Consider the following 25,393-nt stretch of genomic DNA (forward strand, 5'->3'; position numbering starts at 1 on the left):
CGTGGAGCGGCGCATCACCACCCGCCCTCGAAGAGGGCCAAGAGGGCCGGGCCCGGATCTGCCGCGGTGCTCGTGTTCACCACCGCGACGACGATCAAGCCCAGCGTCGACAACACGGTGAGGATGTCGAACGACCCCAACACACGCCTGGTTCGCCGGTCAGCGGAGTCCGTTCTCGCAAACTTCCACCACAACACCATGCTGGCGACGATGAAGACGACCGCCACCGTCGCGGCGATCACGGCCATCGCCGCGTGATATCGAGCAAAGTCGCTGATCATCACGTCGAGGGCGGGTGCGGTTCGGCCACCTGCATTCAGGGACTCGGCCAGTTGCCGTCGTAGTTGATCGAGCGTATTGGCAAGCTCACCATCGGTTGTGCCGGTCGTAAGCATCGGCAGCAGCGACGCGAATGGTGTCACTACACCCTGGATGTTCGCCATCACCGTCACCAACGAGAGCAGCCCGAGCGCCGTGACAAGAACGGCCGACGCGAGCGCCCCTCTCCTTCGCATCCCGCGACCATCAATCCTCAGGAACGCCTTCCAGAGGAGAACCCCGAGTGTAATGAGCACAACCAGCAGGATCGCGGCGATGACGGCTTTGACCACGTGGTAGCGGAACCAGTAATCGACAACCGTCGCCAAGCCGGGGGCGAGATCCCGCTCGCCGGAACTCCAATACTCGACGAACGCCGGGTGAAAAGCGTCGCGCAGTCGGCCCTCATCGCCGAAGTCACCGCTCGAGCCATTCGCCGCCAGCGTGGGCACAGCAACGAAGAACGCAACGACCAGGGCCGCGGCAAGGATCGCCAGCACGGCGACCGCGCGACCGGGGATACCGCTGGATCGTGACGGAATTACGGGACTTGGCAAGGAGATTCCCCCTTCATCGCTGCTAGGAACCGTCGCGGTCCCTGAGTCCATCGAGGACGATCCGCAGGTTGCGGCTCCACTGGTCGCTGCCGCTCCGCAGTCCGATGGTGTGCGAGTCGGTCGAGACTCCGGCGAGCAGGAAAGCTACATCCTGCCAGGTGATATCGCGTCGCAGCTCGCCCGCGTGCTGCGCGGCCTCGACCAAATGCCTGATCCGGTTGCGTATTTCGGCCAGCAGGCGATCCAGGCCCGGGATGTCAGCGCCGCCTAGAGCTTCGTTGGCGCCGCAGCTCTCCGCGCGCAGTCGCACGTACACGGAGGCGAAGTCGGTGAACCCGTGCCATGGGTCGGGGTCGGCGATCGCGCGATCCGCGCTGGCGATCATGTCGCCGAGCACTTCCTCCAGCACAACTTGCAGCAGCGCCGCCAGCGAGGGAATCCGCCGATAGAAGGTGCCTTTGCCGACTCCGGCGCGCTGGGCGATCTCCTGCGCGGTGACCTCGACTCCGACCTCGGCCAGCGCCGACCGTGCCGCCGTGACCAGGCGCTCGAGGTTGCGCCGCGCATCGGCCCTGGGTATTTGACCAGCCTCGTCGGCGAGCAGTCGATCCACGGCGCTGATCACGTTGGCCAGCATAACAACTGGACTTGCGGAGTCCGCTTGGCTATAAACGGACTTGTCAGGTCCGTTTATCTGGGAGGGCAATCATGGACCCCATTCGGGTGGGCATCATCGGCGCAAGTCCCGATCGCGGCTGGGCTGTGCGCGCACATGTGCCCGCGTTGCAAGCGCTCGACTACTTCCGGATCACCGCTGTCGGCACCAGTCGCGCGGAGAGCGCACAGCGGGCGGCGCGGCTGTTCGGCGCGACGCACGCCTTCACCGATCCGCGCCGACTTGCGGAGGATCCTGAGGTCGACCTGGTGGCGATCACGGTGAAGGTGCCCGCACACGCAGAGTTGATCCGCATGGCGCTGGCGGCGGGCAAGCATGTCTACTGCGAGTGGCCGCTCGCGCTGAACACCACCGAGGCCGAATCGTTGACTCGGCTCGCCGAGGACGCGGGCGTCCGCCACGCGGTCGGCCTGCAGACCCGATTCGCACCAGCCATCGTCCGTGCCCGCCGGTTGCTCGCGGAAGGGTTTGTGGGGGAAGTTGTTTCAGCGACCGTGTACTCCGCACGGCACCTGGGCGCGGGCACGCAGGTGCCGGACTGGGCGGCCTACACACTCGACCGGAGCAACGGTGCGGGCGTCCTGGAGATCGTCGGCGGGCACACCCTTGACGTGGTCGAACACCTGATCGGCGATTTCACCGACCTGTCGGCCCGGCTGGCCATCCGCCACCCGCATGCGGTGATCGAGGAGACCGGCGCGGCAATCGAAGTCACCACTCCGAATCATCTGCTGCTCGATGCCGTGACGGCGGCGGGAGTCGTGGTGTCGGCGCACATCCACGACTCCAAGGTGACCAACGGTCGCACCCGGATCGAAATCTCCGGCACCGCAGGCGATCTGGCGATCGTCTCGGGCGTCAACGGGCCGGGCGGCATTTCGCTGAGTGAACTGAACCTGCTGGGTTCCCGCAGCAAGGACACCTGGCAGCCGTTGCCGGGCGACGATCCGCTGACCGAGATGACGTTCGGCACCGAGGTCGGCAACGTCGCGAGGCTGTATGCGGTACTCGCGCAGGACATTCGAACCGGCACCACAACGGCCCCGACCTTCGCTGACGGAGTCCACCTCCACCGCCTGCTCGACGCCATCCGTAATTCGGCAGACACCGCGACCCGGGTGCTGACCTCCTAGGAAACCGACACCTCGTCCGTGATCGGGACTACACGGCTTACTCGCGCATCCTGTCGAATCCCGTGTAGTCCCGCACGGCGATCGAATCGTGCAGGCGTACGCCTTTGGTGTTGAGTTTGGCCGCGGCGCGGCTCACCGGTGCGGGTAGCACGTTGATCAGGCGTATGGCGTTGACCATTGCCCACACCTCCAAGCGGCCGCGGGGGATGAGCGACTTCGCCGCGGTGACGGCGAAACCCCGACTGCGGCGGACGTATTCACCGATCTCGCGTTCGTAGGTGGCGAACGCGGCCGCGTGGTCGCCCGCGTGCGCGGCGAGTTCGCCCGCGAGAATGTAGGAGCCGACCACGGCCATGCTGGTGCTGCCGCCGACGGCCGGGCCGGGGCAGTACGCGGCGTCACCGACCAGGGTCACCCGGCCGCGGGACCAGGTGTCCAATCGTAGTTGCATGATGGAATCGAAGTAGAAGGACGGGGTGTGGTCCAGCTCGGCCAGCAGCCGGGGAACCTCCCACTTCATGTCGTGGAAGTGATTGTGCAGCAACTGTTTCTGCCGTTCGATGTCACGGTGGTGGTAATCCAGCGGCTGCGGTAGGCGGAGGAAGAAGCCCGCACGGGCGTCGTCCATGTGCGCGGCGCTGTAGATGCCCGCCATTCGGCCGGAATCCACGATCATCTCCATGACGCCATCGAGCTCCCGATAGTTCGGCACGGAGAAGATCGCGAGATACGCGCCGAGCCAGGTGGTGAACTCGGATTCCGGACCGAAGGTCAGTGCGCGGACATTCGAGTGCAGACCATCGGCGCCGACGATCACATCGAAACGTTGCGCCCGGCTGCGCTCGAAGGTCACCTCGCCGTCATCGATGGCGGTGATCGAGTCGGCGAAGATGTAGTCGACGTCGGAACATGTTGCGTTGTAAAGGAGCTCGCTCAGGTCGTCACGCATGATCTCGACGTGGTTGTCGGACACGGCGGTGAAGAGTTTGCGTAGATCGAGAGTGACCGGCTTGCCGGTGGGCCGCCGCAGCACAAGGGCTTCCGTCCCAGTGGCTTTCGCCCGGATCTGGTCGGCCACACCCATTTGCTCGACGATCTGCATGGCGGGCCGGAATAGGTCTACGGCATGACCGCCCCCGGTCTTGCGTGGTGCCGGTGTGCGTTCGACGACGGTGACGTCGAAGCCGTACCGGTCGAGCCAATAGGCGAGTACGGGTCCGGCGATGCTGGCTCCGGAAATCAGAATGCGCATCGGTGTACCTCGATCATCGAGATCGTCGGCCGCCCGTGTCCGGGGACGCGGTTACGGGACGCCGACCGGGGTCAAGCAGCTGGCCGGTGGGTCGACGACGAAGCAGACGGCTGGGCTGCGGGTGGGGCGGTAGTCGGCGGGGACGCCACCCTCGTTGATGAGCTGGGTGTAGGTGCCGACGGCATCGGTGGGGCGGCGGCCGAGGCCGGGGTCGGTACGCACGTCGACGGTGTAGAGGCCGAAACGTGGTGTGTAGCTGCCCCATTCGTAGTTGTCGGTGATGCTCCAGTAGTTGTAGCCGATGACGTTCATGCCGTCGGCCTTGGCGCGCTGGATCCAGTAGACGGTGTCGCGCAGATGATCGCTGCGGGAGTAGCCGTCGCCGCGGGGGCGGCCGTTCTCGGTGGGCATGCCGTTTTCGACGATGTAGAGCGGTTTGCCCGGGAAGCGACGTGAATAGTGTTGCAGCGCATAGTAGATGCCCTCGGTACGCAAGGGCAGGTCCCAGATGTTCATGCCCGGCAGGCTCGGCATGCCGGATCCGAGGGCCCTGGTGATGGCGGCGAGTACCGACTGCGCCGGGTCGTAGCCGAAGTAGTAGTCCACGCCGACATAGTCGAGCCGGTTCGCGACGCGATCGATGAACGCGCCGTTGACCTCTGCCTCCGAGCCCGCGACGTAACCGACGTTGCTGGTCACCTGTGCGCCGGGCTGGATTTGGTGGATGTAGTCGTAGATGGCGTTGTGCGCCTGCGCGATCCGGTCCTGCATCGCGCCGGGATCGGCGCCGGCCAGGCGGACCTCCTGCGAGACGTAGGCGGCAGGCTCGTTCACCGTGACCCACAGCGGATTACGGGAGGCATAGCGATCGGCCACCGTACGCATGTTGTCCAGCCAGTCGCCGACCATGCCAGGATTGCGCCAGCCGCCGCGGTCGACCGCCCAACCCGGGTACACCCAGTGGTCGAGGGTGATCATCGGTCGCATCCCCGCCCGCGCGATATGCGCGACGACGTCGTCGTAGAAACGAAACGCCTGCTCGTCCCACACGCCCGGTGCCGGTTCCACACGGGCCCATTCGATCCCGACCCGGAACACCTTGACGCCGAGCCCGGCCGCCAGGTCGATGTCTGAAGCGTAGCGGTCATAGAAGTCGACCGAATCCCACACTGGTTCGTAGTCGGGGTGCGCAGGGATGTACCGCGTCCAATTGCTGTCGGGCGCATGGCCTTCGGACTGGAATCCGGAGGCGGCGACACCCCACAGAAAACCCGGGTCCACCGGCGGCGCAGCCGCCACCGGCTGAATCGGCGGGGCCGCAGGAGCGTTCGTACACAGCATCATGGTCGACGCGGCGGCGGCGAGTACGGCCAAGGCATACCTACGGAACCGGAATCGCATCACCTCAGGGTAACTGGCTGCGCGCCGCGCACGGGCGGATCGCGCGATAGTCGCCGTTCGTACCGCGAGTCGTGACCATCGTGACCAAATTCGTCAGGGACGCAGACGGTTTCGCCTGGTATCGCTCAGGTGTGGCGCGCGGCCCACACCATCCGTTCGGTACGTACCGCGAGGTCTGCTCGACGCAGGATGCTGTGCGGACCGTCGGTGTCGAGCAGTTCATCCAGCGCAGTGAGATCTTCGGCGGACAGCGCATCGGCGACGGTACTGCGCATGCGGCGCAGACTGTTGAGTGCGTAGCGGCCGACCGCCTCGGAGCGGGACGGTTCGACGTCGACGTCGACGTCGACGTCGACGGCGACGGCGACGGCGATCGTGCGTTCGCCTTCGAGGGTGAATCCGGCGGCGGTCAGCTTGGGACCCCAGTCGGCGCCGCGGTGGGAGACGTGCTCGGCGTGGTAGCGATCGCTCACGGCGTGGCAGCGTTCCTCCAGACCGGGCCGTTCCGCCGGGGCGTTCTCGGGCAGGAATCGGGGGAACCCGGCCAGCTCGACGACGGCGAACAGCCCGCCGGGGGCGAGCGTGTCGTGGACCTGGCGCAACGTGCGGTCGGGGTCGGCCATGTGGTGCATGGAGGCCGATGCCCACACCAAGTCTGGCCGCCCGAGGTCCGGCCATTCGGTATCGAGATCGGCCTGAACGGTGCGCACGCGGCCGGTTACCCCACGCGCACTGGCCTTTTCCGACAGGCGGTGCAGGTGGGTGGCAGCGGAGTCGACGGCGGTCACGTGCGCCTCGGGGAAGTGTTCGAGCAAGGCGAAAGTGCCTGCGCCGGTTCCGCAGCCGAGATCGACGATCTGGCCAGGACTCGTCTCGACGGGCAGCCACGCGATGATGGACGCGATGTGTTCCGCGAGCACTTCGGCGTCGAGGTCGAGGATCTCCGACTGGTCGTCGTCGCGGGGTCCGTGGTCGTGTCCGTGCTGGTGGAGGTGGTGCGCGCCATGGTCGTGGTCCGTGTGCGTCATAACGCCACGGTAAGTCGATCATGCGCCGAATACACAGGGCTTTGCGTATAAGGCAAGGCGATGGGTGCCGAACCCGCCAGATACGCAAGGGGCCGTGCAGCGGTCACTTTGCGGGAGTCTCCAGGTCGGACTTGTGCCCCCGGCGGGCGTCACGATCGAAGATGCCCAGGATCTCGCACGGTCCACCCTCCGCACCGATCGCATGCGGAAGCATGGTCGGAAACTCCGCGGCCTGGTTGGTCTCCACGCGGAGGCGCCGGTTGCCCAGCAGCAGGACGGCGGTGCCGGAGAGGACGACGAGCCATTCACGGCCCGGGTGGGCGCGCAGGCGCGCGGGGTCGTCCGGCGCCGGGTTCGTCATGCGTTGACGCACAACGGTCATGCCCGGATCCGCTTTGATGGGCCACCGCATCAGCCCGTGCGCGCCGTCGATCATCGGATGGGAGACCACATCGTCGGTGGCCGTCTCGACCAGCTGGTCCAGTGAGGTGTCCAGGGCCCGGGCGAGCGTGACGAGACTGTCCAGCGCCAAGCGGCGCTGGCCGTTCTCGATACGGCTGAGCGTGGATTGACTGAGCCGGGCGCGCGCGGCCAGTTCCTCCAGGGACCAGCCCTGCGCGACCCGAAGAGCGCGGATGCGCTTGCGCACCAGGCTGTCCAGCTCGTCGTCCTTTTGCGTCATAGGCAAAAGATAGTGCGTGTTCCGCACACCGTGCTCGGGCTCGTCGCGTTGAGACCCTGGCGGGTTTCCGGTGTCAGGTGACGGTATGCCGGTGGTGCGCATTCGGGGGCCTGCATACCGTATTGGTATTCCCGCTTCAGCGGGAATCTCGTTACCCACCTCGAATTCTGGAGGACCTCACATTGGAAAGCCAGCGGGCCGGGCATGCCTCGGTCTGTTTGAAGCTGATCAGGGAGCGTCATGTCCGAAGCAGATGAGAACACCACCGTAGTAATCGTCGGAGCGGGCGCCGCCGGGCTCACGCTCGGTAATTTCCTGCTGCGCAATGGGATTGATTGCATCATCTTGGAAAGGAGTAGCCGCGAATACGTCGAGCAGCGACAGCGAGCCGGGGGTCTCGACGCTCGGTCGGTACACATGTTCCGCGAATGGGGGCTCGAGGATCGGGTGGTCGGCGGGGTCCCCTTCGCGCCGGTGCTGAACTTCCGCATCGACGGCGAGACGCGTGCCCTGCCGGTCGAATCAGGCGGTGACGGCGGTGGGCGGTTCTGCCCGCAGCAGGGTTCGCGGGCCAGGTCACTCGCGGACCGCAAACCAGTCGAATCTACTTGCAGTGCCCCCTCGACACCTCCCTATCGCAGTGGACAGACGAGAACATCTGGGATGAGCTGGAGGCCCGCTTCGGTGCGCCCTTGGCAAATAGGGGGCCGATTACCAGCACACAGCTGGTGCCGCTGCGGAGTGTGGTTTACAGCCCGATGAGTTACGGCCGGTTGTACCTGCTCGGGGATGCCGCGCACATTGTTCCGCCGATGAGCGGAAAAGGAATGAACCTGGCCCTGTACGACGCAGAGGTGTTCGCGAAAGCCGTAATCCGGTACCAGACCAAGGAACACGATTCGAGCCTGCTCGACAGTTACTCGACGACGTGTCTCCGGCACGTGTGGAACTATCAGGCCTTCGCGGCATGGTGGAACGACCTGGTGCACAACGCTGGAGACGTTTCGCATCAAGGTGAATTCCGGCGCCAGATCGCCAGGGCGGACCTGGAGCGCCTGTTCGAGTCCGACTCGGCGAACCGTCTGTTGAGCGAGTTCCTCGCCGGACTGAACTAGGCAATGCGTCTGCGGCGCAGCAGTTTCCGAGGTCGCCGCGCCGAGCCCGGAGAACTACAGTCGTCGTGGCACTTGCCATGACTGTGTCGTTCTTGGCTTATGGGGCCAGCGGGACCGAGTCGGTCGCCGCCGCCGCGCCCGGTGACGATGCCACACCGGTCGACATTGCTCCCTACGCCCACACGGCCCAGGGTGAGTTGGTTTACAACTTCGCCACCCCCACCGGTGACTTCGAGTGCTTCATCGCCCCGAGTCAAACCTCCTGCCAAGGCCAGAGCGTGGCACCGGCTACCGCCGCCAACTGCGCCGACCAGGCCCCAGGGTTCACCGTCGATATGACGATCACCAATTGGCACTCGCAGACCCCTGGACCGGACACCGTCAGATCCAGATGTACGGACCCTGGGCGACCCTTCGCTCCGAACACGCAATCCACGACCGCGTTGCCGCACGGGTCGAAGATCAGCGCGTACCGATTCACCTGCGTAACGCAGACGGACGGCATGACCTGCCGCAGTAACGACTCCGGCGGCCATGGATTCCGGATCAGCAAAGAGTCCAACAGCAGCTTCTGACGACCCAGGGGCGGTGACGGTGGGTGGGTGCCGTCGCTCCGAGCCGAGGCAGCAGACTGGTTGGCAATGAAACTGCCTGAGCTTCCTGATCTACCGGTCCGCGGTGTGCTCGATCGTATTGTCGAGACGTTGGCCGAGCGGGAGACGGCTGTGCTGGTCGCGCCGCCGGGGACCGGGAAGACGACGTTGGTGCCGCTGGCGTTGGCGGCGGGGACTTCGGGCCGGGTGCTGGTGGCCGAGCCGCGGCGGTTGGCGGCGCGCGCCGCGGCCGGGCGGATGGCCGCGTTGCTGGGGGAGTCGGTCGGGGAGACCGTCGGGTACTCGGTCCGCGGGGATCGGCGAGTCGGGAAACGGACGCGGGTCGAGGTCGTCACGTCGGGGTTACTGGTGCGCCGACTACAGGGCGATCCAGAGTTGGCCGGGGTCGATGTGGTCATGCTCGACGAGTGTCATGAGCGGCATCTCGACGCGGATCTGTTGTTGGCGTTGCTGCTCGACGCTCGGGCCGGGTTACGGCCGGATCTGCGGGTGCTTGCTACCTCGGCGACCGTTGCGGCCGAACGGCTTTCGGCGCTGTTGGGTGGAGATCGTGCGGCGCCGGTGGTTCAGGTCGAGGGGCGGACCTATCCGACTGAGGTGACGTATGTTCCGTCGTTGCCACGGGAGCGGATCGAAGCGCAGGTGGCCCGCGCTACCCGGGCCGCGCTCGCCGGAACCGAGGGTGACGTGCTGGTCTTCCTGCCCGGTGCAGCCGAAATCCGCCGGACGACAGCGCTTCTGGCTGATGTGGACGGCGTTGACATCGTTCCGTTGCACGGCAGACTTTCGGCTGCGGGGCAGGACACGGCATTGCGTCCCGGGCCGCGGCGGCGAGTGGTGTTGTCCACGGCGGTCGCCGAGTCCAGTTTGACGGTGCCCGGCGTGCGCGCGGTGGTGGATTCAGGACTGGCTCGGGTGCCGCGCATCGATCGAGGGCGTGGGCTGTCCGGGCTTGCGACAGTTCGAGTTTCGGCGGCGGTGGCCGAGCAGCGCGCCGGACGGGCCGGGCGTGAGGCGCCGGGGCGGGTGTGGCGATGCTGGCCGGAATTCGAGCACGGCACGCTGCCCGCCTATCCGGAGCCGGAGATCAAGACGGCGGATCTGACGCGGTTGGCGTTGGAACTGGCCTGCTGGGGGACAGCAGATGGTAATGGCCTGGCTTGGTGGGATCCGCCGCCGCCCGGTGGGTTGGCGGCGGGCCGAGATGTGTTGTGTGCGTTGGGGGCGGTGAACGAGGACGGTGCGGTGACCGAGCGTGGTCGGCGTATCGCCGCGATCGGGCTGCATCCTCGGTTGGCGCGAGCGTTGCTCGATGGGGCGGCCGTGGTCGGTGCGCGGGCGGCCGCGGAAGTGGTCACCGTCCTCGACGACGACGCCCTCATAACCGGAGTCGATCTCACGGCCGGTCTGCGGGTGCTGCGGCGCGAGCGACCGGCGCGCTGGCAGCGGGAGGTCGATCGGCTGGCCCGTTTAGTCGAGGCGTCGGACGGCGTCGATGATCCGGCTTTCGTTGTCGCACTTGCTCATCCGGAACGGCTGGCGCGACGGCGAGGTCCGGGATCTGCCAGCTACCTGATGGTCGGCGGCACCGCGGTGACACTGCCGCCCGCCTCCGGAATGGGTGACGCGGAGTGGCTGGCGGTCGGCGTGGCGACGCGCGATCCGGGTCGATCCGACGGATGGATCCGGTTGGCCGCGGTCGCCGATGAGCAGTTGGCCCGCCGTGCCGCATCGAGCCTGCTGACGACCGTCGACGAGGTCGACTGGATCGACGGTGATGTGGTCGCCAGACGGGTCGTACGGCTCGGGGCGATCGTATTGTCGGAGAAGCGGATTCGTGATCCCGATCGCGATCTGCTCGGTGCCGCGGTGCGTCGCGGACTGAGTTCGACCGGTCTCGGCATGCTGCGGTGGAGTTCCGATGCGATCGCCTTGCGTCAGCGCCTCGAATTCCTGCACCGCACCCTCGGAAACCCTTGGCCCGCAGTCGATGACGAGTCGCTGCTCGCCGCTGTTGATACTTGGCTCGGCCCGGAACTCGCCACCGCCCGCAACCGCGCCGACCTCGAACGCATCGACGCCGGACAGGCACTGCGCCGCCTGCTGCCCTGGCCGGACGCCGCCCGGATGGACGAACTGGCGCCGGAACGCCTCGCGGTCCCCTCCGGCAGCAGTCCTCGCCTCGACTACTCGACCGATCCACCGGTGCTCGCGATCAAGGTGCAGGAGGTCTTCGGCTGGACCGAAGCCCCCCGCCTGGCCGACGGCCGCGTCCCGATCGTGCTGCACCTGCTCTCACCCGCCCAACGCCCGGTCGCGATCACCGCGGATCTGGCCTCCTTCTGGCGTACCGGCTGGCCCCAGGTCCGCGCCGACCTACGCGGCCGCTACCCCAAACACGCCTGGCCGGAAGACCCCACCACCGTGCCCGCCCACCGCGGCACCGCCCGCAACGCGGGCCGCGGCTAGCCCGGGTCCACGGCGAGCATCCCGAACCGACTGACGTTCGCGTGGTTATGCCCATCCGGGCTGGTGATCACAACCTCGGTCGGATTGGTCAATGCGATGCAACAGTAGTTGTCTCGATCCTGCTGAACACTGATGGACAACAGGCGCCGATTAGCCGCCTGCTGCCAAGCTTCCATGGTCTCGAACAACCCTCGCATGGAGGGGTTTTCGAAGTAGATAAGATTGCACTTGTTCATATCCGCCATGAGACCGGTCTCCATTCGCGTCGTCGGGGACATTCGCGGCATCCCCATACGTCCATCGTAGGACTTTACGAATGTTGCTCTAACGCAATGTATTTCGGACAACCTGCGATCGGTTGATCCTCGGATCAAGGTCTCGTTTGCTGCTCGTACCAGCTCCGCAGCCGTTGCAGAGCCGACGGAAGCAGGCCGTCGCTCAGTGCCGCGAGGATCGTGCCATCGCTGAAGCGCTCGGCATTGACCACGGCGGTCAGCACGCGGGCGGCATCGGCAACCGGAGCGGTGTCCAGACCATGGCCGCCCGGGTAGATACTCCTGATGTTCCATTTCGTCCACGAGAAACTCACGATCGCATCGACGTCGTAGAGCGCCTTGTTCATTCGATAGATCGCGTCGCTGTAGTCGACGTGGGGCATCGACAGGGAGCCGTCGCGATTCTTGAATCGCCAAGTTCCTTGGGACTCCGGGGCTGCGGAGAGGACTTCATCGACAGCCGACCACAGTCGCTGCCATGCTTCCGGCGGTGCGGCACGGAGGGCAGCTTCGATACCGGGATTGTCGCCCGGGTCGGGATGGTAAGGATTGGCCCGCAATTCGGCCTCGGCCTCGCGCCGCTGGCGGTCGAAGTCATCGAACTGCGCGTCGATCCGCGCTATCTGTTCCTTGGTGCAGCCGGGCGGATAGCACCTGGTGCTGGAGCTGGAACTCTTGCCGAACAACCGTTTCCACCATCCAGCCACGGTTCTGCCCCCTCGGTTCGTGCGGAATCGACTCTGCCCAGGGATTATCGACCCTTCTTAGTCCGGCTGGGTAAACGGGCCACCGAGGTTCAGCCACCTACCTTGTCGGACATGTCGTACTGCTGGTAGATCTGTGCGGCGTTCTCCGGGGTTACTCGGGTCGTCGACAGCACCTGCTTCTTCTCCACCGCCTGGTTGTGCAGCAGCTTGACCAGGGTGTCGACTGCCTGCTCGGCGCCGGTCGGGTAGACGAATGTCGTGAGCAGTTGGCCGTTTTGTACGGCGCGGATGCCGCCGGTGGGGATGGCGAGGCCGTCGACGCCGATGATCTGGATGGATCCGGCCTTGCCCGCGCCCTGGATGGCGAGTTGGGCGCCGAGCGCCATGTCGTCGTTGTGCGCGTAGACGAGGTCGATCTTGTCACCCTTGGACAGCCACTGCTGCATGACCGTGGTGGCGTTGGCCTTCAGCCATTTGGCCTCCTGCTCCTCGATGATGTTGAGGTTGTGGCCGGCGATGGCGTCCCGGAACCCCTTGTCTCGGTCGACCTGTGGCTGGTCGGACAGGATGCCGCGGAGTTCGACCACGTTGCCGCCGTTGGGCAGCGCCTGCACGGCGGCCTCCCCGGCGAGCTTGCCGATGACGTAGTTGTCGCCGCCGATGAACGCGTTGTAGCAGTCGGTGCTGACGGTGCGGTCCAGGATGATGACGGGGATCTTGGCATCACAGGCCTGCTGCACGGCGGCGGTGAGCGGGGCCGGTTCGTTGGGCGACACGATGAGCGCGTTGACCTTCTGCTGGATGAAGGTCTGCACCTGGCTCACCTGAGTTGCGCTGTCCTGGTGCGCATCTGTGATGGGGAGCAGTTTGAGGTCGGGATGCTGTTTGGCGAAGTACTGCAGCTGGAGGTTGAGCTGCGCCCGGTAGGGCTCGGCGTTGTTGGATTGTGAGTATCCGACGACGAACTGACCGCCGTCGGACGGGCTCGGCGGATTGGACGCGCACGCCGTGGCGGCCACGGCCGTCGTGCACAGCGCGATCGCCATGAGAATCGAGCGACGAGTGGATGACATTTGCACTCCTGGAACGGATTTGGTGGGGAACGACTCCGGCCCGGCGGCCTCGGTCGCGAACGGCATCTAGTGCCGCCGCTTACTCGCGGGTGACGATCTCCGGTCGACGGGGCAGCCACCGCGCCAGTGGACCGCTGATGCCGCGGAAGAAGCCGGGCCGCTGCAACACAACGGCGACCACGACGATCAGACCCTTGATGATCAGCTGGAGGTTGTCGCTGACCGCGTTCAAACCGAGCACGTTGTCCAGCAGGGTGAGGATGAGCGCGCCGACGAAAGTGCCCGTGATGGTGCCCTTTCCGCCCGCCAGGCTGGCACCGCCGATGACCGCGGCGGCGATGGCGTCCAGCTCGTATCCGGCGCCGGCCAACGGGTCGCCGGAGGCGCGGTAGGCGGCGTCGATCGGTCCGGCGAATCCGGCGAGCATCCCGGACAGGGTGAACACCGCGATGATCACCAGTGTCACGTTGACACCGGAAAGCCGTGCGGCGGTGGGATTTCCGCCGACCGCGTAGATGTGGCGGCCGAACGTGGTCTTGGACAGGACGAGCTGGGCAATGATGCAGACGCCGACCAGGGCGAGCACCGGATAGGGGATCCCGGAGGTGCCGAACAGCGGCAACCAGGTTCCCTTGAACAGGGTGTGGCCGGGCGTGCCGAGCAGGGCGAACTCGGACGAGGTGGGGGTGAGGTGCCCGTTCTCGTCGTACACGGCGGTGCCGACGGCGACATTGCCGGAGATCTGCCGGTCGATCCCGCGGACTATCGAGAGCATCGCCAGCGTCATGACGAAGGATTGAATCCGTAACACGGTGGTGCCCAACCCATTACACAGCCCGAAGAACGCGCCGACCAGCGCGCAGGCCGGGATGATCAGCCACGGGTCGAGGCTGTGATCGACCAGCAGCATCGCGGCGGTCATCGAGCCGATGCCGAGGATCGACCCCACGGACAGGTCGATACCCGCGGTGATGATCACCAGGGTGACCCCGACCGCGAGGATGCCGCGCGAGGAGAACGCCGTGATGGCGTTGGTGATGTTGGTCTGGTTCCAGAAGTACTGGCCCTTGGTGCTGATCCCGATCAGAATCACCAGCAACAGACCGATATACCCTTGGGCCGCACCGAGATACGGCGTCAGCCGGGTCAGGCGTAACCACACCCGCGAGCCGATGGAACGTTGATCATCAGGCGGGGTTTGTGGGTCCGTCATTCCTGGTCCTCTCGCCGGGTTCGGATGGCGGGCGCCCTGGCCATGGCCGCCGCGAGAATCGCCTCCTGGTCGAACGGCGCTCCACGGCCGGGGTCACGGTGGAACTCACCGGTGAGGCGTCCTTCGCAGAGCACGAGGATGCGGTCGCACATGCCGATCAGTTCGAGCAGTTCGGAGGACACCGCGAGGATCGCCGTGCCCTGCTGCGCGAGCTGGTCCATCAGGGCGTGCACCTCGGCCTTCGCGCCGACGTCGATGCCGCGGGTCGGCTCGTCCATGAGCAGCACCGACGGGTGCGTGAGCAGGCATTTGGCCAGCACGACCTTCTGCTGATTGCCGCCGGACAGGGTGGCCACGGTGGTGGCCAGCGACGGCGTCTTCACCTTCAGCTCAGCAACTTTCGCGGCGACCGCGGCGCGCTCTCGTTTGCCGTCGACCGTGCCCCACGGGCGCAGGTAGCGGTTCAGCGCGGCCAGCGAGGCGTTGAACCGCACGCTGTTGGCGAGCATCAGGCTCTGCGCCTTGCGGTCTTCGGCGACGAGGGCGATGCCGTTCGCGATGGCGCGGCGCGGACTGCGCGGCCGGTAGCGACGGCCCGCGAGCTGAATCGTCGCGCTGATACCGGTGCCCGCGCCGTAGATGGCTTCGAGGACCTCGCTGCGACCCGCACCCATCAGACCGGCCAACCCCACGATCTCGCCCTCGGCCACCTCGAACGACAGGTCGTGCAGCGGCACGGCGTCGCTACCCGCCGTCGGCGTAGTCGTCAGCTGCCGCACGGTCAGGCGCACCTGTCCGCCCGAATGCTGTTCGGCGCGACGCGGAAACAGCTCGCCGAGCGGTCGGCCGACCATCAGCTGAATGAGTTCGGCGCGTTGTGTGGTCTTCATCGATCGATGCCCGACGTAGTCACCGTCGCGCAGCACCGTGACCGTGTCGGCGATCTCCTCCAGCTCCTCGAGCCGGTGCGAGATGTAGACGACGCCGACGCCGTGCCCGGTCAGGTTCCGGATGACGGTGAACAGCCGCGCCACCTCCGATTCGGTGAGCGCGGAGGTGGGTTCGTCCATCACCAGGACCTTCAGGTCGTGATTGAGCGCCTTGGCGACCTCGATGAGCTGCTGTTCGGCGAGGCGGCATTGCCGAACCAGCCTGCGCGGCTTCAACTCCAGGCCGACCCGGGCCAGCAGCGCGCTGGTCTGCGCGTCCATTGCCTTGCGGTCCAGCGTCCCTCGGATCGTGCGCAGCTCCTGGCCGAGGAAGATGTTGTCGGCGATCGACAACTCCGGCACCAGGTTCAGCTCCTGGTGGATCATCGCGACGCCGTGCCTGGTCGCATCCTTGGGGGAGCGCAAATGCACCGGGCTGCCATCGATTTCGATGCTGCCCGCATCGGGGGTGAAGACCCCCGCGAGGATGTTCATCAAGGTCGACTTGCCCGCGCCGTTCTCGCCGAGCAGCGCGACCACCTCGCCACCGCGCAGCGTCAGTTGCACGCCGCGCAGTGCTTTCACGCCGGGGAATTCCTTGACGATGCCGCGCATCGCGAGCAGCGGCGCGTGAGCGTCGGTGCCGGTCATGGGATTCCGCGAAGCCCGATGTGTGCCACCTGACCCCTCCCCTTCATCGACCGGTGGGTGTCGCCGTGAACGGTGACTGATCCATCCAGTGTGACACCGGTCTCAGAAATCGATTTCTGATACCGTAAATTTTGACTCGTCGAGCCGTCAAGACCATTGAGCGCCAGCAAAATCCGGCGCGGGACCGAAGGGTGGTTACGCCGCAGATGGCGACGGTGACGATTCGTGATGTCGCGGCACTGGCCGCCGTCTCACCGGCGACGGTGTCGCGGGTGCTCAACGCGGACCCGCGGGTTGCCGCGGAGCTGCGCGAACGCGTGCACGGTGCCGTCGCAAAGCTGGGTTATCGGCCGAACAGCCAGGCCAGGTCCCTGCGCACCCGGGCGACCAAGGTGCTCGGCTTGATCATCACCGACATCCAGAATCCGTTCTTCACCGCACTCGCCCGCGGGGTCGAAGATGCTGCCAGCGAGCGTGATTACTCGGTGGTCCTGGCCAATTCCGACGAGAGTCTCGACAAGGAGCAGCGCTACCTGGAGGTTGCCGCGGCCGAGCGGATGGCGGGCGTGATCCTGGCACCCTCCTCCACCACGCACAGTCGGATCGGCACGCTCACTGAGCGTGGCATTCCCGTGGTCGCCATCGACCGGCGGCTGCGCAAGGCGGACGTCGACAGCGTGACCGTCAACAATCAGAAGGCCGCCAAGGAGGCGGTGGACCATCTCATCGCGGCCGGGTGTCGGCGGATCGCGATGATTACCGGGCCGTCCGATGCGTCGACGGCGACCGGGCGGCTCAGCGGGTATCGATCGGCGTTGCGCCGGGCCGGGATCGAACCCGATCCGGGTCTCGAGTTCTGCGGTGACTATCGCATCGAGGGTGGGCGGGCGGCGGCGCGGGCGATTCTCGCGCTGCCAGATCGTCCGGACGGGTTGTTCGTCGGCAACAACCTGATGATGGTCGGCGCTTTGAACGCACTCGTCGATGCCGGTGTCACGTTCCCGGCGGACATTCTGCTCGCCGGGTTCGATGAGATGAGTTGGGCGGGATTCGCGCCACCGATCACGTTGGTGGAGCAGCCCAGTTATGAAATCGGACGACAGGCCACCGAACTGTTGTTACGCCGGATCGTCGGCGAAGAGTTCCCGATTCAACGGGCTGTTCTCGCTGCCCGGTTGCGCGTGCGGGAAAGCACGCGCCGGATCGTTGTCGCCTGATGCCAGTGCGCGTGACGGCGAGATCAGCCGCCCACAGTCCAGTTGAGCTCGGTGCGCAGGTCGGCGGGATCCATTTCCGGGGACGGTTGCGTGGTGTAGACCTCCCAACGCTCGTCACCAGGGGTGAGGCCGCGGCTCCAGATCCAGGCGTGCAATCCGTCCCAGGCGGAGCTCAATTCATCGAAACCGCCTGCGTGGATCACCCGCGCGACCCTGCCGCCGGGGAGCGATCCGTTGACCACCGTGTCGTTGGGTTCCACTGCCTGGCTGACGGCGAACCCGACCTCGATGTCGATGGGGTCGCCGTCCGGGCCGTGGTAGAGACCGAACGCCGGGCTCACGATTTCCAGTCGCTGGGCGGCGATCGTCCTGGCCAATGCGCCGAAGGACGCGTCGAAGAAGTCGCGTAGGCCGGCCACCGGCACAACGGCGCGGACAGCGGCGGTCACGACCGGTTTGATGCGCGTCAACTCAGGCTCCGGTGCACTGATCATTGGGGTCCCCTCCAAATGTGAAAACGGTCTGCCGACCTTGCGAGTCTCCGAAACTAGTCGAAAGTTTCGCGAATCCGCCTCGGTGCGACGGATTACCGGTGTAAGTTTGCTGGTCGAGGCCCCCGAACCTGCTCTGGTTCGGGGGCCATCGCCATTATGGATGCCGGTCGACCGCCCTGGCGAGTGGGATGCGCTGTGCCACAGCAGATCTCGCGCTCTATGCGCGCTTAGCGGTAGCCGCGTTTGAGCAGGTACTTGGCTCCCGCCGCGAAGCCCGCGGGACTGAGTAGTTCGAAGCCGAAGGCATCGGCGAGTCGGTTGGTCGTGTCGAACGCGGCGCAGACTGCCAGCGCGTCCTCGATCTGCTGGGGTGTGACACCGGCGGCGAGCACTTCGCGCATGTCCGCCGCGTCGACCGTGCCGGACCTGGTCAGCTTGCCGAGCATCCGCAGCGTGGCCCGCAGCCCCTCCTCGATGGGGGCCGAATCCACGTCGGCCAGCACCGCTCGAACCTTCGCGTCATCGTGGTACGCCTGCCCCGCGGTCGCGGAGTGCGCGCCGATGCAGAACGCGCATTCGTTGACCTTCGACACGAACGCCGCCATCAACTCCCGATCTGCCACCGCCCATTCGGAAGAGCCCCGCATCGCCTGATGCGTGAACTCCTTGGCCCGGCCACCGTAGAAGTCGGGGCGATAGAAGACCAGCTTCGCGGCGTCCGGTACCGCCTGCCTGGAGAACACCCGAATCAGCGTGAACAGCAACTTCGTTCCGGGACGGTAACCGCTGTTGAGGATCTCGAGTCGCATCACTCGCCCGCCTTGCTACCGAGTGCTTCGGCCAAGGCGCCCAACCCCGCGTCGTACAGCCGGCCGGACCGACCGACCGCCGCCGAGACCACCAACTCGAACAGCTGGTCCTCGCTGAAGCCCGCTGCCTTGGCCGCAGCGAAGTCCGCGTCGGTGACCTGCGTCGGCCGCGTCGCGACCTTGTCGATCAGCTCCTGCAAGGGCGGAGGAACATCCGTGTTTCGGAAGGCGCGAGCACGCTCATCCGCTGACGCCCTGCCCTTTCCGTTCAGCACGCTATCCACCAACGCCCGGTGCGCCGACTGCTTCTCGTCCTTATATGGCACAGCGGTCTCCCCCTCTGCTCCAGTTCAGCTACGTGTCCCACACCATAGGCCTGCTGTGTTCCGGCGCGGTGCTGTTCGCGCTGCGGCGGGGCGGTCGATGAAGATCTTGTGGGTGCGGCGTGGGTCGCGGGTTGGCGGGTCGAGTCGGTGCTCGGGGGTGTCGGTGATGCTGGGTACGCTTACCCGCTGTGAACTGGAAAGTTGCCGATCGAGAACTGGTTTCGTGGCTCGGCACGCCCGAAATCGATCTCGGGTGGTGTGGGTACAAGGTCGACTCGCGACCGGACGCGGCGTGGCTACTGCATGCGATGTACGAGCGTGAGTCCGGCACGGCGGAGCTCACCTATGACGACGAGCGGCGGCAGCGAGTGGCCGCGGGGGTCGAGCAGCCGACGATGATCGCCGGGTTCGATCTCGAGGCTAAGTCGTATGTGATCGGCAATGAGCTGGGCCGATCCGAGCATCCGGGGCCTGGCTGGGAGCGGTTGCGCTGGACCGAACTCGCCGCTCGGGTTGGCGAGTCTGCCGTTGCCGAGGGCCAATACCCGACTTTCCGCAGCCTGGCCGGCGCGCACCCGAGCGGCAGCTGGCCGGTGAGCATCCGCCCGCCCGCCGAGGGTTCCCTCGATCGAGAGTCGTGGCGGGTGCTGATCGACGTGCTGATCGGATGGTCCCCGGGTGGTGTGAACACCACGTGCGTGGCGTATTTCGGCCCGGCGGTCAGCGGCGAGTACGACACCGGAGTCACGGTCGCGGGCCGCCTCGGCGATGCCGTCGACCTGTACGACCATCCGCGTGGGGTCGGCTCGCCCTCGAATCTCTGGGCGGCGGACCGATCCTGGATCACTTGGTCCGATTGGGACCTCTGCGGCACGAAGGTGGCCGGGCCGGTCGAGCTGATCGAGGCGCTGCTGGCGGCGCCGGATCTCGAAGCGGTGCGCCTGCCCTGGTGCTGACCGTCAACCTCGACTCGACCCATTCCGACGAACGACCGCGCGGTGCGGCGCGAACAGGGCACGGTCTGCCGCGGGGATCCAGCAGTCGGCGGCGGTGTCGTCGTTGTAGTTGGTGGTGATGTGGTCGATCAGGTGGGGTAACTCGGGGTGCCGGTTGGTGGCGAGCCACAGCAGGGCGAAGGGGTAGGCGGGAGTCGGATTCGTGATCGGTAGGCGGCGGCTGTTGGGATGCCATGGGGTGCTTGTGCCTTCGCCGATGAAGGTCATCAAGGTGGGGGAGTTGGCCACCCGCTCAACGATTTTGCCCATGGGCTCCGGGCGTTGGCCGGTTTCGATGTCGATCTCGCTGAAGCGGCTGAGTTCGCGGTAGTAGTCAGCCCATTCGGATCTGATCGCTGCGCCCGGGACCCAGGCGGGGTAGGCACGCATGTCTTCCAGAGTGACGCTGGTTCGAGTCGCGAGCGGGTGATCCTTGCCGACGAGCAGGTGGAAGGGTTCGAGATAGGCGGGGACGCTGGTGATTCCGGCGGGTAGCGGCTCGGCCGCCCAGTGCGCGCGGGCCAGGGCGACGTCGACTCGCCCGCCGATGACCGCACTCCTCGGAGTGACGACGGTGTTGGTGAAGGCTTTGATATCCGGTGCGGTGGTGAGGGTGTTGGGAACGACCGTCTCGAAATCGGCATCCGGACGCTGGCTCGCGTAGAACCGCATCAGTTCGGCGTCGGCGATCGACTCGCCGTGGATGGCGACGCGCAACGGTCGTCGAATGGCTCGGATGGCGGCGTCGGCCGCGGCGAGCACGGCCCTGGCGTGGGGGAGGAAGCGCGCGCCCAACGCGGTCGGCGTCGCGCCGGTAGCGGTCCGCTCGAAGAGGGGGCCGAGCTGTGCCTCGATCTTGGCGATGCGCTTCGACACCGATTGCTGACTGATGCCGAGGACCGCGGCCGCGTGGCTGAACTGTCCTTCGTCGGCGACCGCGACGACCGTGCGGACCGCGGCGAGATCGAGATCCATCGTCAACCTCCTCCTACATCCGATGGGTGTGCAGCTTAGCGTGTCGGGTGTTCGACCAGCCGCCCTCACCTCAGGTCGAATGCGTAGCACACCGGCGATCGATCTCGTTGATTCACAACGAGTTCGAGTGCAGCAGGAGCCGGTGCGTCGAACGACGTCGTGAGGTGGACCGTGATGAATGAGGCAGCTTCTTTCGTGCATCTGCACAACCACACCGAGTTCTCGATGCTGGATGGGATGGCGAAGATCGGGCCGCTGTTCGCCGAGGCGCAACGGTTGGGCATGCCCGCGGTGGGCATGACGGACCACGGCAATATGTACGGTGCCGCGGACTTCTTCCGGCAGGCGCAGCAGTCGGGGATCAAGCCGATCATCGGGATCGAGGCGTATGTGGCGCCCGAATCCCGGCGCTCGACCAAGCGGGTGCGGTGGGGCGATCCGTCGCAGAAGGCCGACGACGTCTCCGGGTCGGGCGCCTACCTGCACCTGACGATGGTCGCGGAAAACGCTGTCGGGCTGCGGAATCTGTTCACGCTGTCCTCGCTGGCCTCCATCGAAGGGCAGCTCGGCAAGTGGCCGCGGATGGATGCCGAGCTGATCGCGGCGCATGCGGAGGGCATCATCGCGACTACCGGTTGTCCGTCCGGTGAGGTGCAGACCCGGTTGCGGCTCGGGCAGTTCGACGAGGCGTATCAGGCCGCGGGGAGGTGGCGCGAGATCTTCGGTCCCGACAACTTCTTCCTGGAGCTGATGGATCACGGGCTGACGATCGAGAAGAAGGTGCGCGATGATCTGCTGGCGATCGGGCACAAGGCCGGTATCGCGCCGTTGGCGACCAACGACTGCCACTATGTGCGGCAGGGGCAGTCCGCGTCGCACGAGGCGATGCTGTGCATTCAGACCGGAAAGACATTGTCCGATCCCACTCGGTTCCGGTTCGGCGGTGACGGTTACTACCTGAAGTCCGCTGCGGAAATGCGAATGCTTTGGGACGCAGAGGTTCCCGGTGCTTGCGACGCGACTCTTGTCGTCGCGGAGCGTGTCGAGCCCTATGATGAGGTCTGGCAGTTCCACGATCGGATGCCGGTCTTTCCCGTGCCCGATGGGCATACGCAAGACAGCTGGTTGCGGCACGAGGTCGACACGGGACTGCGCTGGCGCTTTCCCGGCGGCGTGCCCGACTCCTACCTGAGCCGTGCGGCGTTCGAGCTGAACATCATCAGGGACAAGGGTTTTCCCGCCTATTTCCTGGTCGTCGGTGACCTGGTGGCGCATGCGCGCGAAGTTGGCATTCGGGTGGGCCCGGGGCGTGGGTCGGCCGCCGGGTCATTGGTGGCGTACGCGTTGGCGATCACCAATATCGATCCGATCGAGCACGGTCTGCTGTTCGAGCGGTTCCTCAACCCCGAGCGGCCGTCCGCCCCCGACATCGACATCGACTTCGACGACCGCAGGCGCGGCGAGATGATCCGTTACGCCACCGAACGATGGGGCGCCGACAAGATCGCCCAGGTGATCACCTTCGGCACCATCAAGACCAAGGCGGCGATAAAAGACTCGGCCAGAGTGCAATTCGGCCAGCCCGGCTTCGCCATCGCCGACCGGATGACCAAGGCGCTGCCGCCCGCGGTGGCCGCCAAGGACATCTCGGTGGCCGGGATCATGGACCCGTCGCACGAACGCTACGGCGAGGCCGCCGCGGTGCGGGCGTTGATCGAAGCCGATCCGAGCGTGCGCAAGATCTACGACACCGCCGCCGGTCTGGAAGGGATCGTGCGCGGGGCCGGGGTGCACGCCTGCGCGGTGATCATGTCCTGCGAACCGCTGATAGATGTTGTGCCGCTGTGGAAAAGGCCGCAGGACGGCGCCATCATCACCGGTTGGGACTATCCGTCCTGCGAGGCCATCGGTCTGCTCAAGATGGACTTCCTCGGGTTGCGCACGCTCACCGTCATCGGTGACTGCCTCGACAATGTGCGCGGCAACCGCGGTATCGATCTCGATCTGGACACTCTTGGGCTCAATGATCCCGCTACCTATGCGATGCTCGCCCGTGGCGACAATCTCGGTGTCTTCCAAATGGATTCGGCGGGCATGCGGGAACTGCTGTTGAAGATGGCGCCGACGGAGTTCAACGATCTCATCGCGTCCAACGCGCTCTATCGGCCGGGGCCGATGGGTGTCGGCGCGCACTGGTCCTACGCCGACCGTAAGAACGGGCGGGAGAAGGTCACCCCGATCCATCCCGAACTCGACGAGGCGTTGCACGAAATCCTTTCCGAGACTTATGCATTGATCGTCTATCAGGAGCAGATCATGCAGATCGCGCAGCAGGTGGCCGGTTACAGCCTCGGTCAAGCGGATCTGTTGCGCAGGGCGATGGGGAAGAAGAAGCCGGAGGTGCTCGCGCTGGAGTTCGAGAACTTCCGAAATGGGATGCGCGACAACGGATATAGCGACGCGTCTGTTACCGCACTGTGGGAGGCGGTGCTGCCGTTCGCAGGGTATGCCTACAACAAATCGCATGCCGCGGGCTACAGCCTGATCATGTATTGGACGGCGTACCTCAAGGCCAACTATCCCGCCGAGTTCATGGCGGCGTTGCTGACTTCCGTCGGTGATGACAAGGACAAGTCCGCGATCTACCTGGCCGACTGCCGCAAGCGGGGGATCCGGGTGCTGCCGCCGGATGTCAACGAATCGGTGAGCACATTCTCCTCGGTCGGCACCGACATCCGGTATGGGCTCGGTGCCATCCGGAACGTGGGTGCCAACATTGTCGAGACGATCATTCGTGCCCGCGAAACCGCGGGGCCGTTCGTGAGTTTCTCCGACTATCTGAACAAGATCGATGCTGCGGCCTGCACCAAGAAGGTCACCGAAGCCTTGGTCAAGGCAGGGGGTTTCGACTCGCTCGGGTATCGGCGGCAGGGGTTGTTCCTGGTGCACGGAGACGCGATCGAGGCGGTGATGGGCACCAAGAAGGCGGCGGCGCGCGGTCAGTTCGACTTGTTCGCGGACGGTACCGGCGAGGTTGACGCCGCGCCGGTCTTCGATGTGGCGGTGCCCGAACAGGAATGGGACAGAACGCAATTGCTTGCCTTCGAGCGCGAAATGCTCGGTCTGTATGTGTCCGGACATCCGCTCGACGGTGTCGACCATGCGCTGGCCGCGCTGGCCGACACCCCCATCGCCGCAATCCTGGAGGGGCGGGTTCGGCACGGGCAGCAGGTCGTTCTGGGTGGGATCGTCGCCGGGGCCGAGCGGCGGGTGAACAAGAACGGTGATCCGTGGGCGATCGTGCGGCTCGAAGATCTCGATGCGAGCACCGAGATCCTGTTCTTCCCAAGTGTTTACGCCGATGTCGCGTCGTATCTCAGCGAGGATGCCGTGCTGCTCGTCACCGCGCAGGTCAGCATTCGGGACGGGCGCACCTCGCTGTTCGGCGAACGCGTCACCGCTCCCGATTTGGCGGGAGCGAGTGGGGGACGGCCGATCACGGTGACCATTACGGTGCAGGCGTGTACGAAGGACAACGTGCGTGCGTTACGTGAAGCGTTGCAACGTCATCCAGGCAGCACCGAACTCCATATCGAACTCGTCGGAAAGGCCGGGCCGACAAAGTATTCGATCGATCCGCAGTTGCGAATTCGCAAGTCGCCTGCCTTGATGGGAGACCTCAAGGCTTTGTTCGGTCCCGGCTGCTTGACGCTTTGACCGTCAGTGGCCCATGCCGAGTCCGCCGTCGACGGGGATGATCGCACCTGAGACGTAGCTGGATTCGTCGGAGGCGAGGAAGCTGATCACGGCGGCCACTTCTTCGGGATCGCCGATACGTTGCATGGGGATGGCTTGCTTGGCGAGCTGGGTGTACTTGTCGTCGAGGGCCTGGGTCATGTCGGTGTCGATGAAGCCGGGGGCGACGACGTTTGCGGTGATGGCGCGGGAGCTGAGTTCACGGGTGATCGATCGGGCGAGGCCGACTAAGCCTGCTTTGGAGGAGGCGTAGTTCGCCTGGCCCGGGGTGCCGAGCATGCCGACGACGGAGCCGAGGAAGATCAATCGTCCCCAGCGGGCGCGGAGCATCGTTCGGCTCGCGCGTTTGGCGACGCGGAACGCGCCGGTCAGATTGGTGTTCAGGGTGCGTTCGAACTGGTCCTCGCTCATCAGGGTGAAGAGCATGTCGTCGGTGATCCCTGCGTTGGCGACCACCACCTCGACCTCGCCGTGCTGCTCGGCGACTTCGGCGAAAGCCGCATCGATGGACGCCGTGTCGGTGACGTCGCAGCGCACGCCGAGCAGCCCTTCCGGAGCCTCGGTGCCACGGTGAGTGACCGCGACCCGGTGGCCGTCCTCGGCCAGCCGTCGCGCGACCGCCAGCCCGATACCGCGGTTACCGCCGGTGACCAGAACCGAGCGCGGGGTGGTCGGCTTCGACATGCAAATCCTCACTTCGAGTGAACCGGTTGAGCCGAGATGCTCAG

Annotated in this window: 23 protein-coding genes and 1 pseudogene; 8 read left to right on the forward strand and 16 right to left on the reverse strand. The window is 65.9% G+C overall.

Annotated features, from left to right (window positions below; all coding sequences use genetic code 11):
- Window positions 1–14 precede the first annotated feature (14 nt).
- Both ACQPW1_RS18950 and ACQPW1_RS18955 read right to left on the reverse strand, forming a co-directional pair.
- Window positions 15–818, reverse strand: a complete 804-nt coding sequence (locus ACQPW1_RS18950; RefSeq protein WP_433664008.1) for a hypothetical protein — start codon at window positions 816–818, stop codon at window positions 15–17.
- A 79-nt stretch (window positions 819–897) separates the two neighbouring features.
- Entirely contained in the window at window positions 898–1,500 is a 603-nt protein-coding gene (locus ACQPW1_RS18955; protein WP_433664010.1) for a TetR/AcrR family transcriptional regulator, read from the reverse strand.
- An 83-nt stretch (window positions 1,501–1,583) separates the two neighbouring features.
- Between ACQPW1_RS18955 and ACQPW1_RS18960 the strand changes: the two genes are divergently transcribed.
- A complete protein-coding gene (locus tag ACQPW1_RS18960) occupies window positions 1,584–2,684 on the forward strand; it encodes a Gfo/Idh/MocA family protein (RefSeq protein ID WP_433664011.1) in 1,101 nt (366 codons plus the stop codon).
- 37 nt (window positions 2,685–2,721) lie between these two features.
- Here the strand turns inward: ACQPW1_RS18960 and ACQPW1_RS18965 are convergent, their stop codons facing one another.
- The 4 genes from ACQPW1_RS18965 to ACQPW1_RS18980 form a co-directional block, all read right to left on the reverse strand.
- Window positions 2,722–3,936 (reverse strand): FAD-dependent monooxygenase, encoded by a 1,215-nt coding sequence (locus tag ACQPW1_RS18965; protein ID WP_433664012.1) that lies wholly within the window; start codon window positions 3,934–3,936, stop codon window positions 2,722–2,724.
- Window positions 3,937–3,987: 51 nt separating this feature from the next.
- The gene (locus tag ACQPW1_RS18970; protein ID WP_433664013.1) at window positions 3,988–5,337 is read right to left on the reverse strand and encodes a family 1 glycosylhydrolase; all 1,350 of its coding nucleotides are present in this window, start codon (window positions 5,335–5,337) and stop codon (window positions 3,988–3,990) included.
- 125 nt (window positions 5,338–5,462) lie between these two features.
- Entirely contained in the window at window positions 5,463–6,365 is a 903-nt protein-coding gene (locus ACQPW1_RS18975) for a class I SAM-dependent methyltransferase (RefSeq protein ID WP_433664014.1), read from the reverse strand.
- A 103-nt stretch (window positions 6,366–6,468) separates the two neighbouring features.
- The gene (locus tag ACQPW1_RS18980; RefSeq protein WP_433664015.1) at window positions 6,469–7,047 is read right to left on the reverse strand and encodes a helix-turn-helix domain-containing protein; all 579 of its coding nucleotides are present in this window, start codon (window positions 7,045–7,047) and stop codon (window positions 6,469–6,471) included.
- Window positions 7,048–7,287: 240 nt separating this feature from the next.
- On the opposite strand from ACQPW1_RS18980, the pseudogene ACQPW1_RS18985 reads away from it, so the two are divergent.
- The 4 genes and pseudogenes from ACQPW1_RS18985 to hrpB all read left to right on the forward strand — a co-directional run.
- Window positions 7,288–7,437 (forward strand): annotated as a pseudogene (locus ACQPW1_RS18985) (FAD-dependent monooxygenase); the annotation flags it as partial.
- Between the two features lie 218 nt (window positions 7,438–7,655).
- Window positions 7,656–8,162, forward strand: a complete 507-nt coding sequence (locus ACQPW1_RS18990) for an FAD-dependent monooxygenase (protein ID WP_433664016.1) — start codon at window positions 7,656–7,658, stop codon at window positions 8,160–8,162.
- A gap of 77 nt (window positions 8,163–8,239) precedes the next feature.
- Window positions 8,240–8,737 carry a hypothetical protein gene (locus tag ACQPW1_RS18995; protein WP_433664017.1) on the forward strand — a complete coding sequence of 166 codons (498 nt, stop codon included), beginning with the start codon at window positions 8,240–8,242 and terminating at the stop codon, window positions 8,735–8,737.
- A 66-nt stretch (window positions 8,738–8,803) separates the two neighbouring features.
- Complete coding sequence (gene hrpB, locus ACQPW1_RS19000) at window positions 8,804–11,245, forward strand: ATP-dependent helicase HrpB (protein WP_433664018.1); 2,442 nt, start codon at window positions 8,804–8,806, stop codon at window positions 11,243–11,245.
- On the opposite strand, the gene ACQPW1_RS19005 is transcribed toward hrpB, so the two are convergent.
- From ACQPW1_RS19005 to ACQPW1_RS19025, 5 genes are all read right to left on the reverse strand, one after another.
- Entirely contained in the window at window positions 11,242–11,490 is a 249-nt protein-coding gene (locus tag ACQPW1_RS19005; RefSeq protein ID WP_433664019.1) for a hypothetical protein, read from the reverse strand. The two genes, hrpB and ACQPW1_RS19005, sit on opposite strands and share 4 nt — an antisense overlap.
- A 125-nt stretch (window positions 11,491–11,615) precedes the next feature.
- Window positions 11,616–12,227, reverse strand: a complete 612-nt coding sequence (locus ACQPW1_RS19010; protein WP_433664020.1) for a DUF6508 domain-containing protein — start codon at window positions 12,225–12,227, stop codon at window positions 11,616–11,618.
- An 89-nt stretch (window positions 12,228–12,316) separates the two neighbouring features.
- Entirely contained in the window at window positions 12,317–13,300 is a 984-nt protein-coding gene (locus ACQPW1_RS19015; RefSeq protein ID WP_433664021.1) for a substrate-binding domain-containing protein, read from the reverse strand.
- 79 nt (window positions 13,301–13,379) lie between these two features.
- Window positions 13,380–14,513, reverse strand: a complete 1,134-nt coding sequence (locus ACQPW1_RS19020) for an ABC transporter permease (RefSeq protein WP_433664022.1) — start codon at window positions 14,511–14,513, stop codon at window positions 13,380–13,382.
- On the reverse strand, window positions 14,510–16,093 hold the full coding sequence (locus ACQPW1_RS19025) for a sugar ABC transporter ATP-binding protein (protein WP_433664024.1): 1,584 nt from the start codon (window positions 16,091–16,093) through the stop codon (window positions 14,510–14,512). The genes ACQPW1_RS19020 and ACQPW1_RS19025 overlap by 4 nt, the downstream gene beginning before the upstream one ends.
- A 215-nt stretch (window positions 16,094–16,308) precedes the next feature.
- On the opposite strand from ACQPW1_RS19025, the gene ACQPW1_RS19030 reads away from it, so the two are divergent.
- Window positions 16,309–17,310 carry a LacI family DNA-binding transcriptional regulator gene (locus tag ACQPW1_RS19030; protein ID WP_433664025.1) on the forward strand — a complete coding sequence of 334 codons (1,002 nt, stop codon included), beginning with the start codon at window positions 16,309–16,311 and terminating at the stop codon, window positions 17,308–17,310.
- Between the two features lie 23 nt (window positions 17,311–17,333).
- On the opposite strand, the gene ACQPW1_RS19035 is transcribed toward ACQPW1_RS19030, so the two are convergent.
- From ACQPW1_RS19035 to ACQPW1_RS19045, 3 genes are all read right to left on the reverse strand, one after another.
- A complete protein-coding gene (locus ACQPW1_RS19035) occupies window positions 17,334–17,804 on the reverse strand; it encodes a GyrI-like domain-containing protein (RefSeq protein WP_433664026.1) in 471 nt (156 codons plus the stop codon).
- 227 nt (window positions 17,805–18,031) lie between these two features.
- Entirely contained in the window at window positions 18,032–18,613 is a 582-nt protein-coding gene (locus ACQPW1_RS19040) for a carboxymuconolactone decarboxylase family protein (protein WP_433664027.1), read from the reverse strand.
- Entirely contained in the window at window positions 18,613–18,939 is a 327-nt protein-coding gene (locus ACQPW1_RS19045) for a hypothetical protein (RefSeq protein ID WP_433664028.1), read from the reverse strand. The genes ACQPW1_RS19040 and ACQPW1_RS19045 overlap by 1 nt, the downstream gene beginning before the upstream one ends.
- 188 nt (window positions 18,940–19,127) lie before the next feature.
- Here ACQPW1_RS19045 and ACQPW1_RS19050 point away from each other — a divergent pair, with 188 nt between their 5' ends.
- A complete protein-coding gene (locus ACQPW1_RS19050; protein ID WP_433664029.1) occupies window positions 19,128–19,895 on the forward strand; it encodes a hypothetical protein in 768 nt (255 codons plus the stop codon).
- Window positions 19,896–19,898: 3 nt separating this feature from the next.
- Here the strand turns inward: ACQPW1_RS19050 and ACQPW1_RS19055 are convergent, their stop codons facing one another.
- Window positions 19,899–20,909: a LysR family transcriptional regulator gene (locus ACQPW1_RS19055; RefSeq protein WP_433664030.1), complete on the reverse strand. Its 1,011-nt coding sequence runs from the start codon at window positions 20,907–20,909 to the stop codon at window positions 19,899–19,901.
- Window positions 20,910–21,083: 174 nt separating this feature from the next.
- On the opposite strand from ACQPW1_RS19055, the gene dnaE reads away from it, so the two are divergent.
- Complete coding sequence (gene dnaE, locus ACQPW1_RS19060) at window positions 21,084–24,626, forward strand: DNA polymerase III subunit alpha (protein ID WP_433664031.1); 3,543 nt, start codon at window positions 21,084–21,086, stop codon at window positions 24,624–24,626.
- A 3-nt stretch (window positions 24,627–24,629) separates the two neighbouring features.
- Here the strand turns inward: dnaE and fabG1 are convergent, their stop codons facing one another.
- On the reverse strand, window positions 24,630–25,349 hold the full coding sequence (fabG1, locus tag ACQPW1_RS19065) for a 3-oxoacyl-ACP reductase FabG1 (RefSeq protein ID WP_433664032.1): 720 nt from the start codon (window positions 25,347–25,349) through the stop codon (window positions 24,630–24,632).
- Window positions 25,350–25,393: the final 44 nt, after the last annotated feature.

The organism is Nocardia sp. CA-128927 (assembly GCF_050955855.1).
GTDB lineage: Bacteria > Actinomycetota > Actinomycetes > Mycobacteriales > Mycobacteriaceae > Nocardia.

Excerpts from the sequence above, each read along its gene's own strand:
- ACQPW1_RS19015 (WP_433664021.1), bottom strand. The coding sequence starts at position 13,300 with ATGTCATCCACTCGTCGCTCGATTCTCATGGCGATCGCGCTGTGCACG.
- fabG1 (WP_433664032.1), bottom strand. The coding sequence starts at position 25,349 with ATGTCGAAGCCGACCACCCCGCGCTCGGTTCTGGTCACCGGCGGTAAC.
- ACQPW1_RS19035 (WP_433664026.1), bottom strand. The coding sequence starts at position 17,804 with ATGATCAGTGCACCGGAGCCTGAGTTGACGCGCATCAAACCGGTCGTG.
- ACQPW1_RS19025 (WP_433664024.1), bottom strand. The coding sequence starts at position 16,093 with ATGACCGGCACCGACGCTCACGCGCCGCTGCTCGCGATGCGCGGCATC.
- ACQPW1_RS18960 (WP_433664011.1), top strand. The coding sequence starts at position 1,584 with ATGGACCCCATTCGGGTGGGCATCATCGGCGCAAGTCCCGATCGCGGC.
- ACQPW1_RS19005 (WP_433664019.1), bottom strand. The coding sequence starts at position 11,490 with ATGGCGGATATGAACAAGTGCAATCTTATCTACTTCGAAAACCCCTCC.
- hrpB (WP_433664018.1), top strand. The coding sequence starts at position 8,804 with ATGAAACTGCCTGAGCTTCCTGATCTACCGGTCCGCGGTGTGCTCGAT.
- ACQPW1_RS19055 (WP_433664030.1), bottom strand. The coding sequence starts at position 20,909 with ATGGATCTCGATCTCGCCGCGGTCCGCACGGTCGTCGCGGTCGCCGAC.
- dnaE (WP_433664031.1), top strand. The coding sequence starts at position 21,084 with ATGAATGAGGCAGCTTCTTTCGTGCATCTGCACAACCACACCGAGTTC.
- ACQPW1_RS18970 (WP_433664013.1), bottom strand. The coding sequence starts at position 5,337 with ATGCGATTCCGGTTCCGTAGGTATGCCTTGGCCGTACTCGCCGCCGCC.
- ACQPW1_RS19020 (WP_433664022.1), bottom strand. The coding sequence starts at position 14,513 with ATGACGGACCCACAAACCCCGCCTGATGATCAACGTTCCATCGGCTCG.
- ACQPW1_RS18980 (WP_433664015.1), bottom strand. The coding sequence starts at position 7,047 with ATGACGCAAAAGGACGACGAGCTGGACAGCCTGGTGCGCAAGCGCATC.
- ACQPW1_RS19040 (WP_433664027.1), bottom strand. The coding sequence starts at position 18,613 with ATGCGACTCGAGATCCTCAACAGCGGTTACCGTCCCGGAACGAAGTTG.
- ACQPW1_RS18995 (WP_433664017.1), top strand. The coding sequence starts at position 8,240 with ATGACTGTGTCGTTCTTGGCTTATGGGGCCAGCGGGACCGAGTCGGTC.
- ACQPW1_RS18965 (WP_433664012.1), bottom strand. The coding sequence starts at position 3,936 with ATGCGCATTCTGATTTCCGGAGCCAGCATCGCCGGACCCGTACTCGCC.
- ACQPW1_RS18975 (WP_433664014.1), bottom strand. The coding sequence starts at position 6,365 with ATGACGCACACGGACCACGACCATGGCGCGCACCACCTCCACCAGCAC.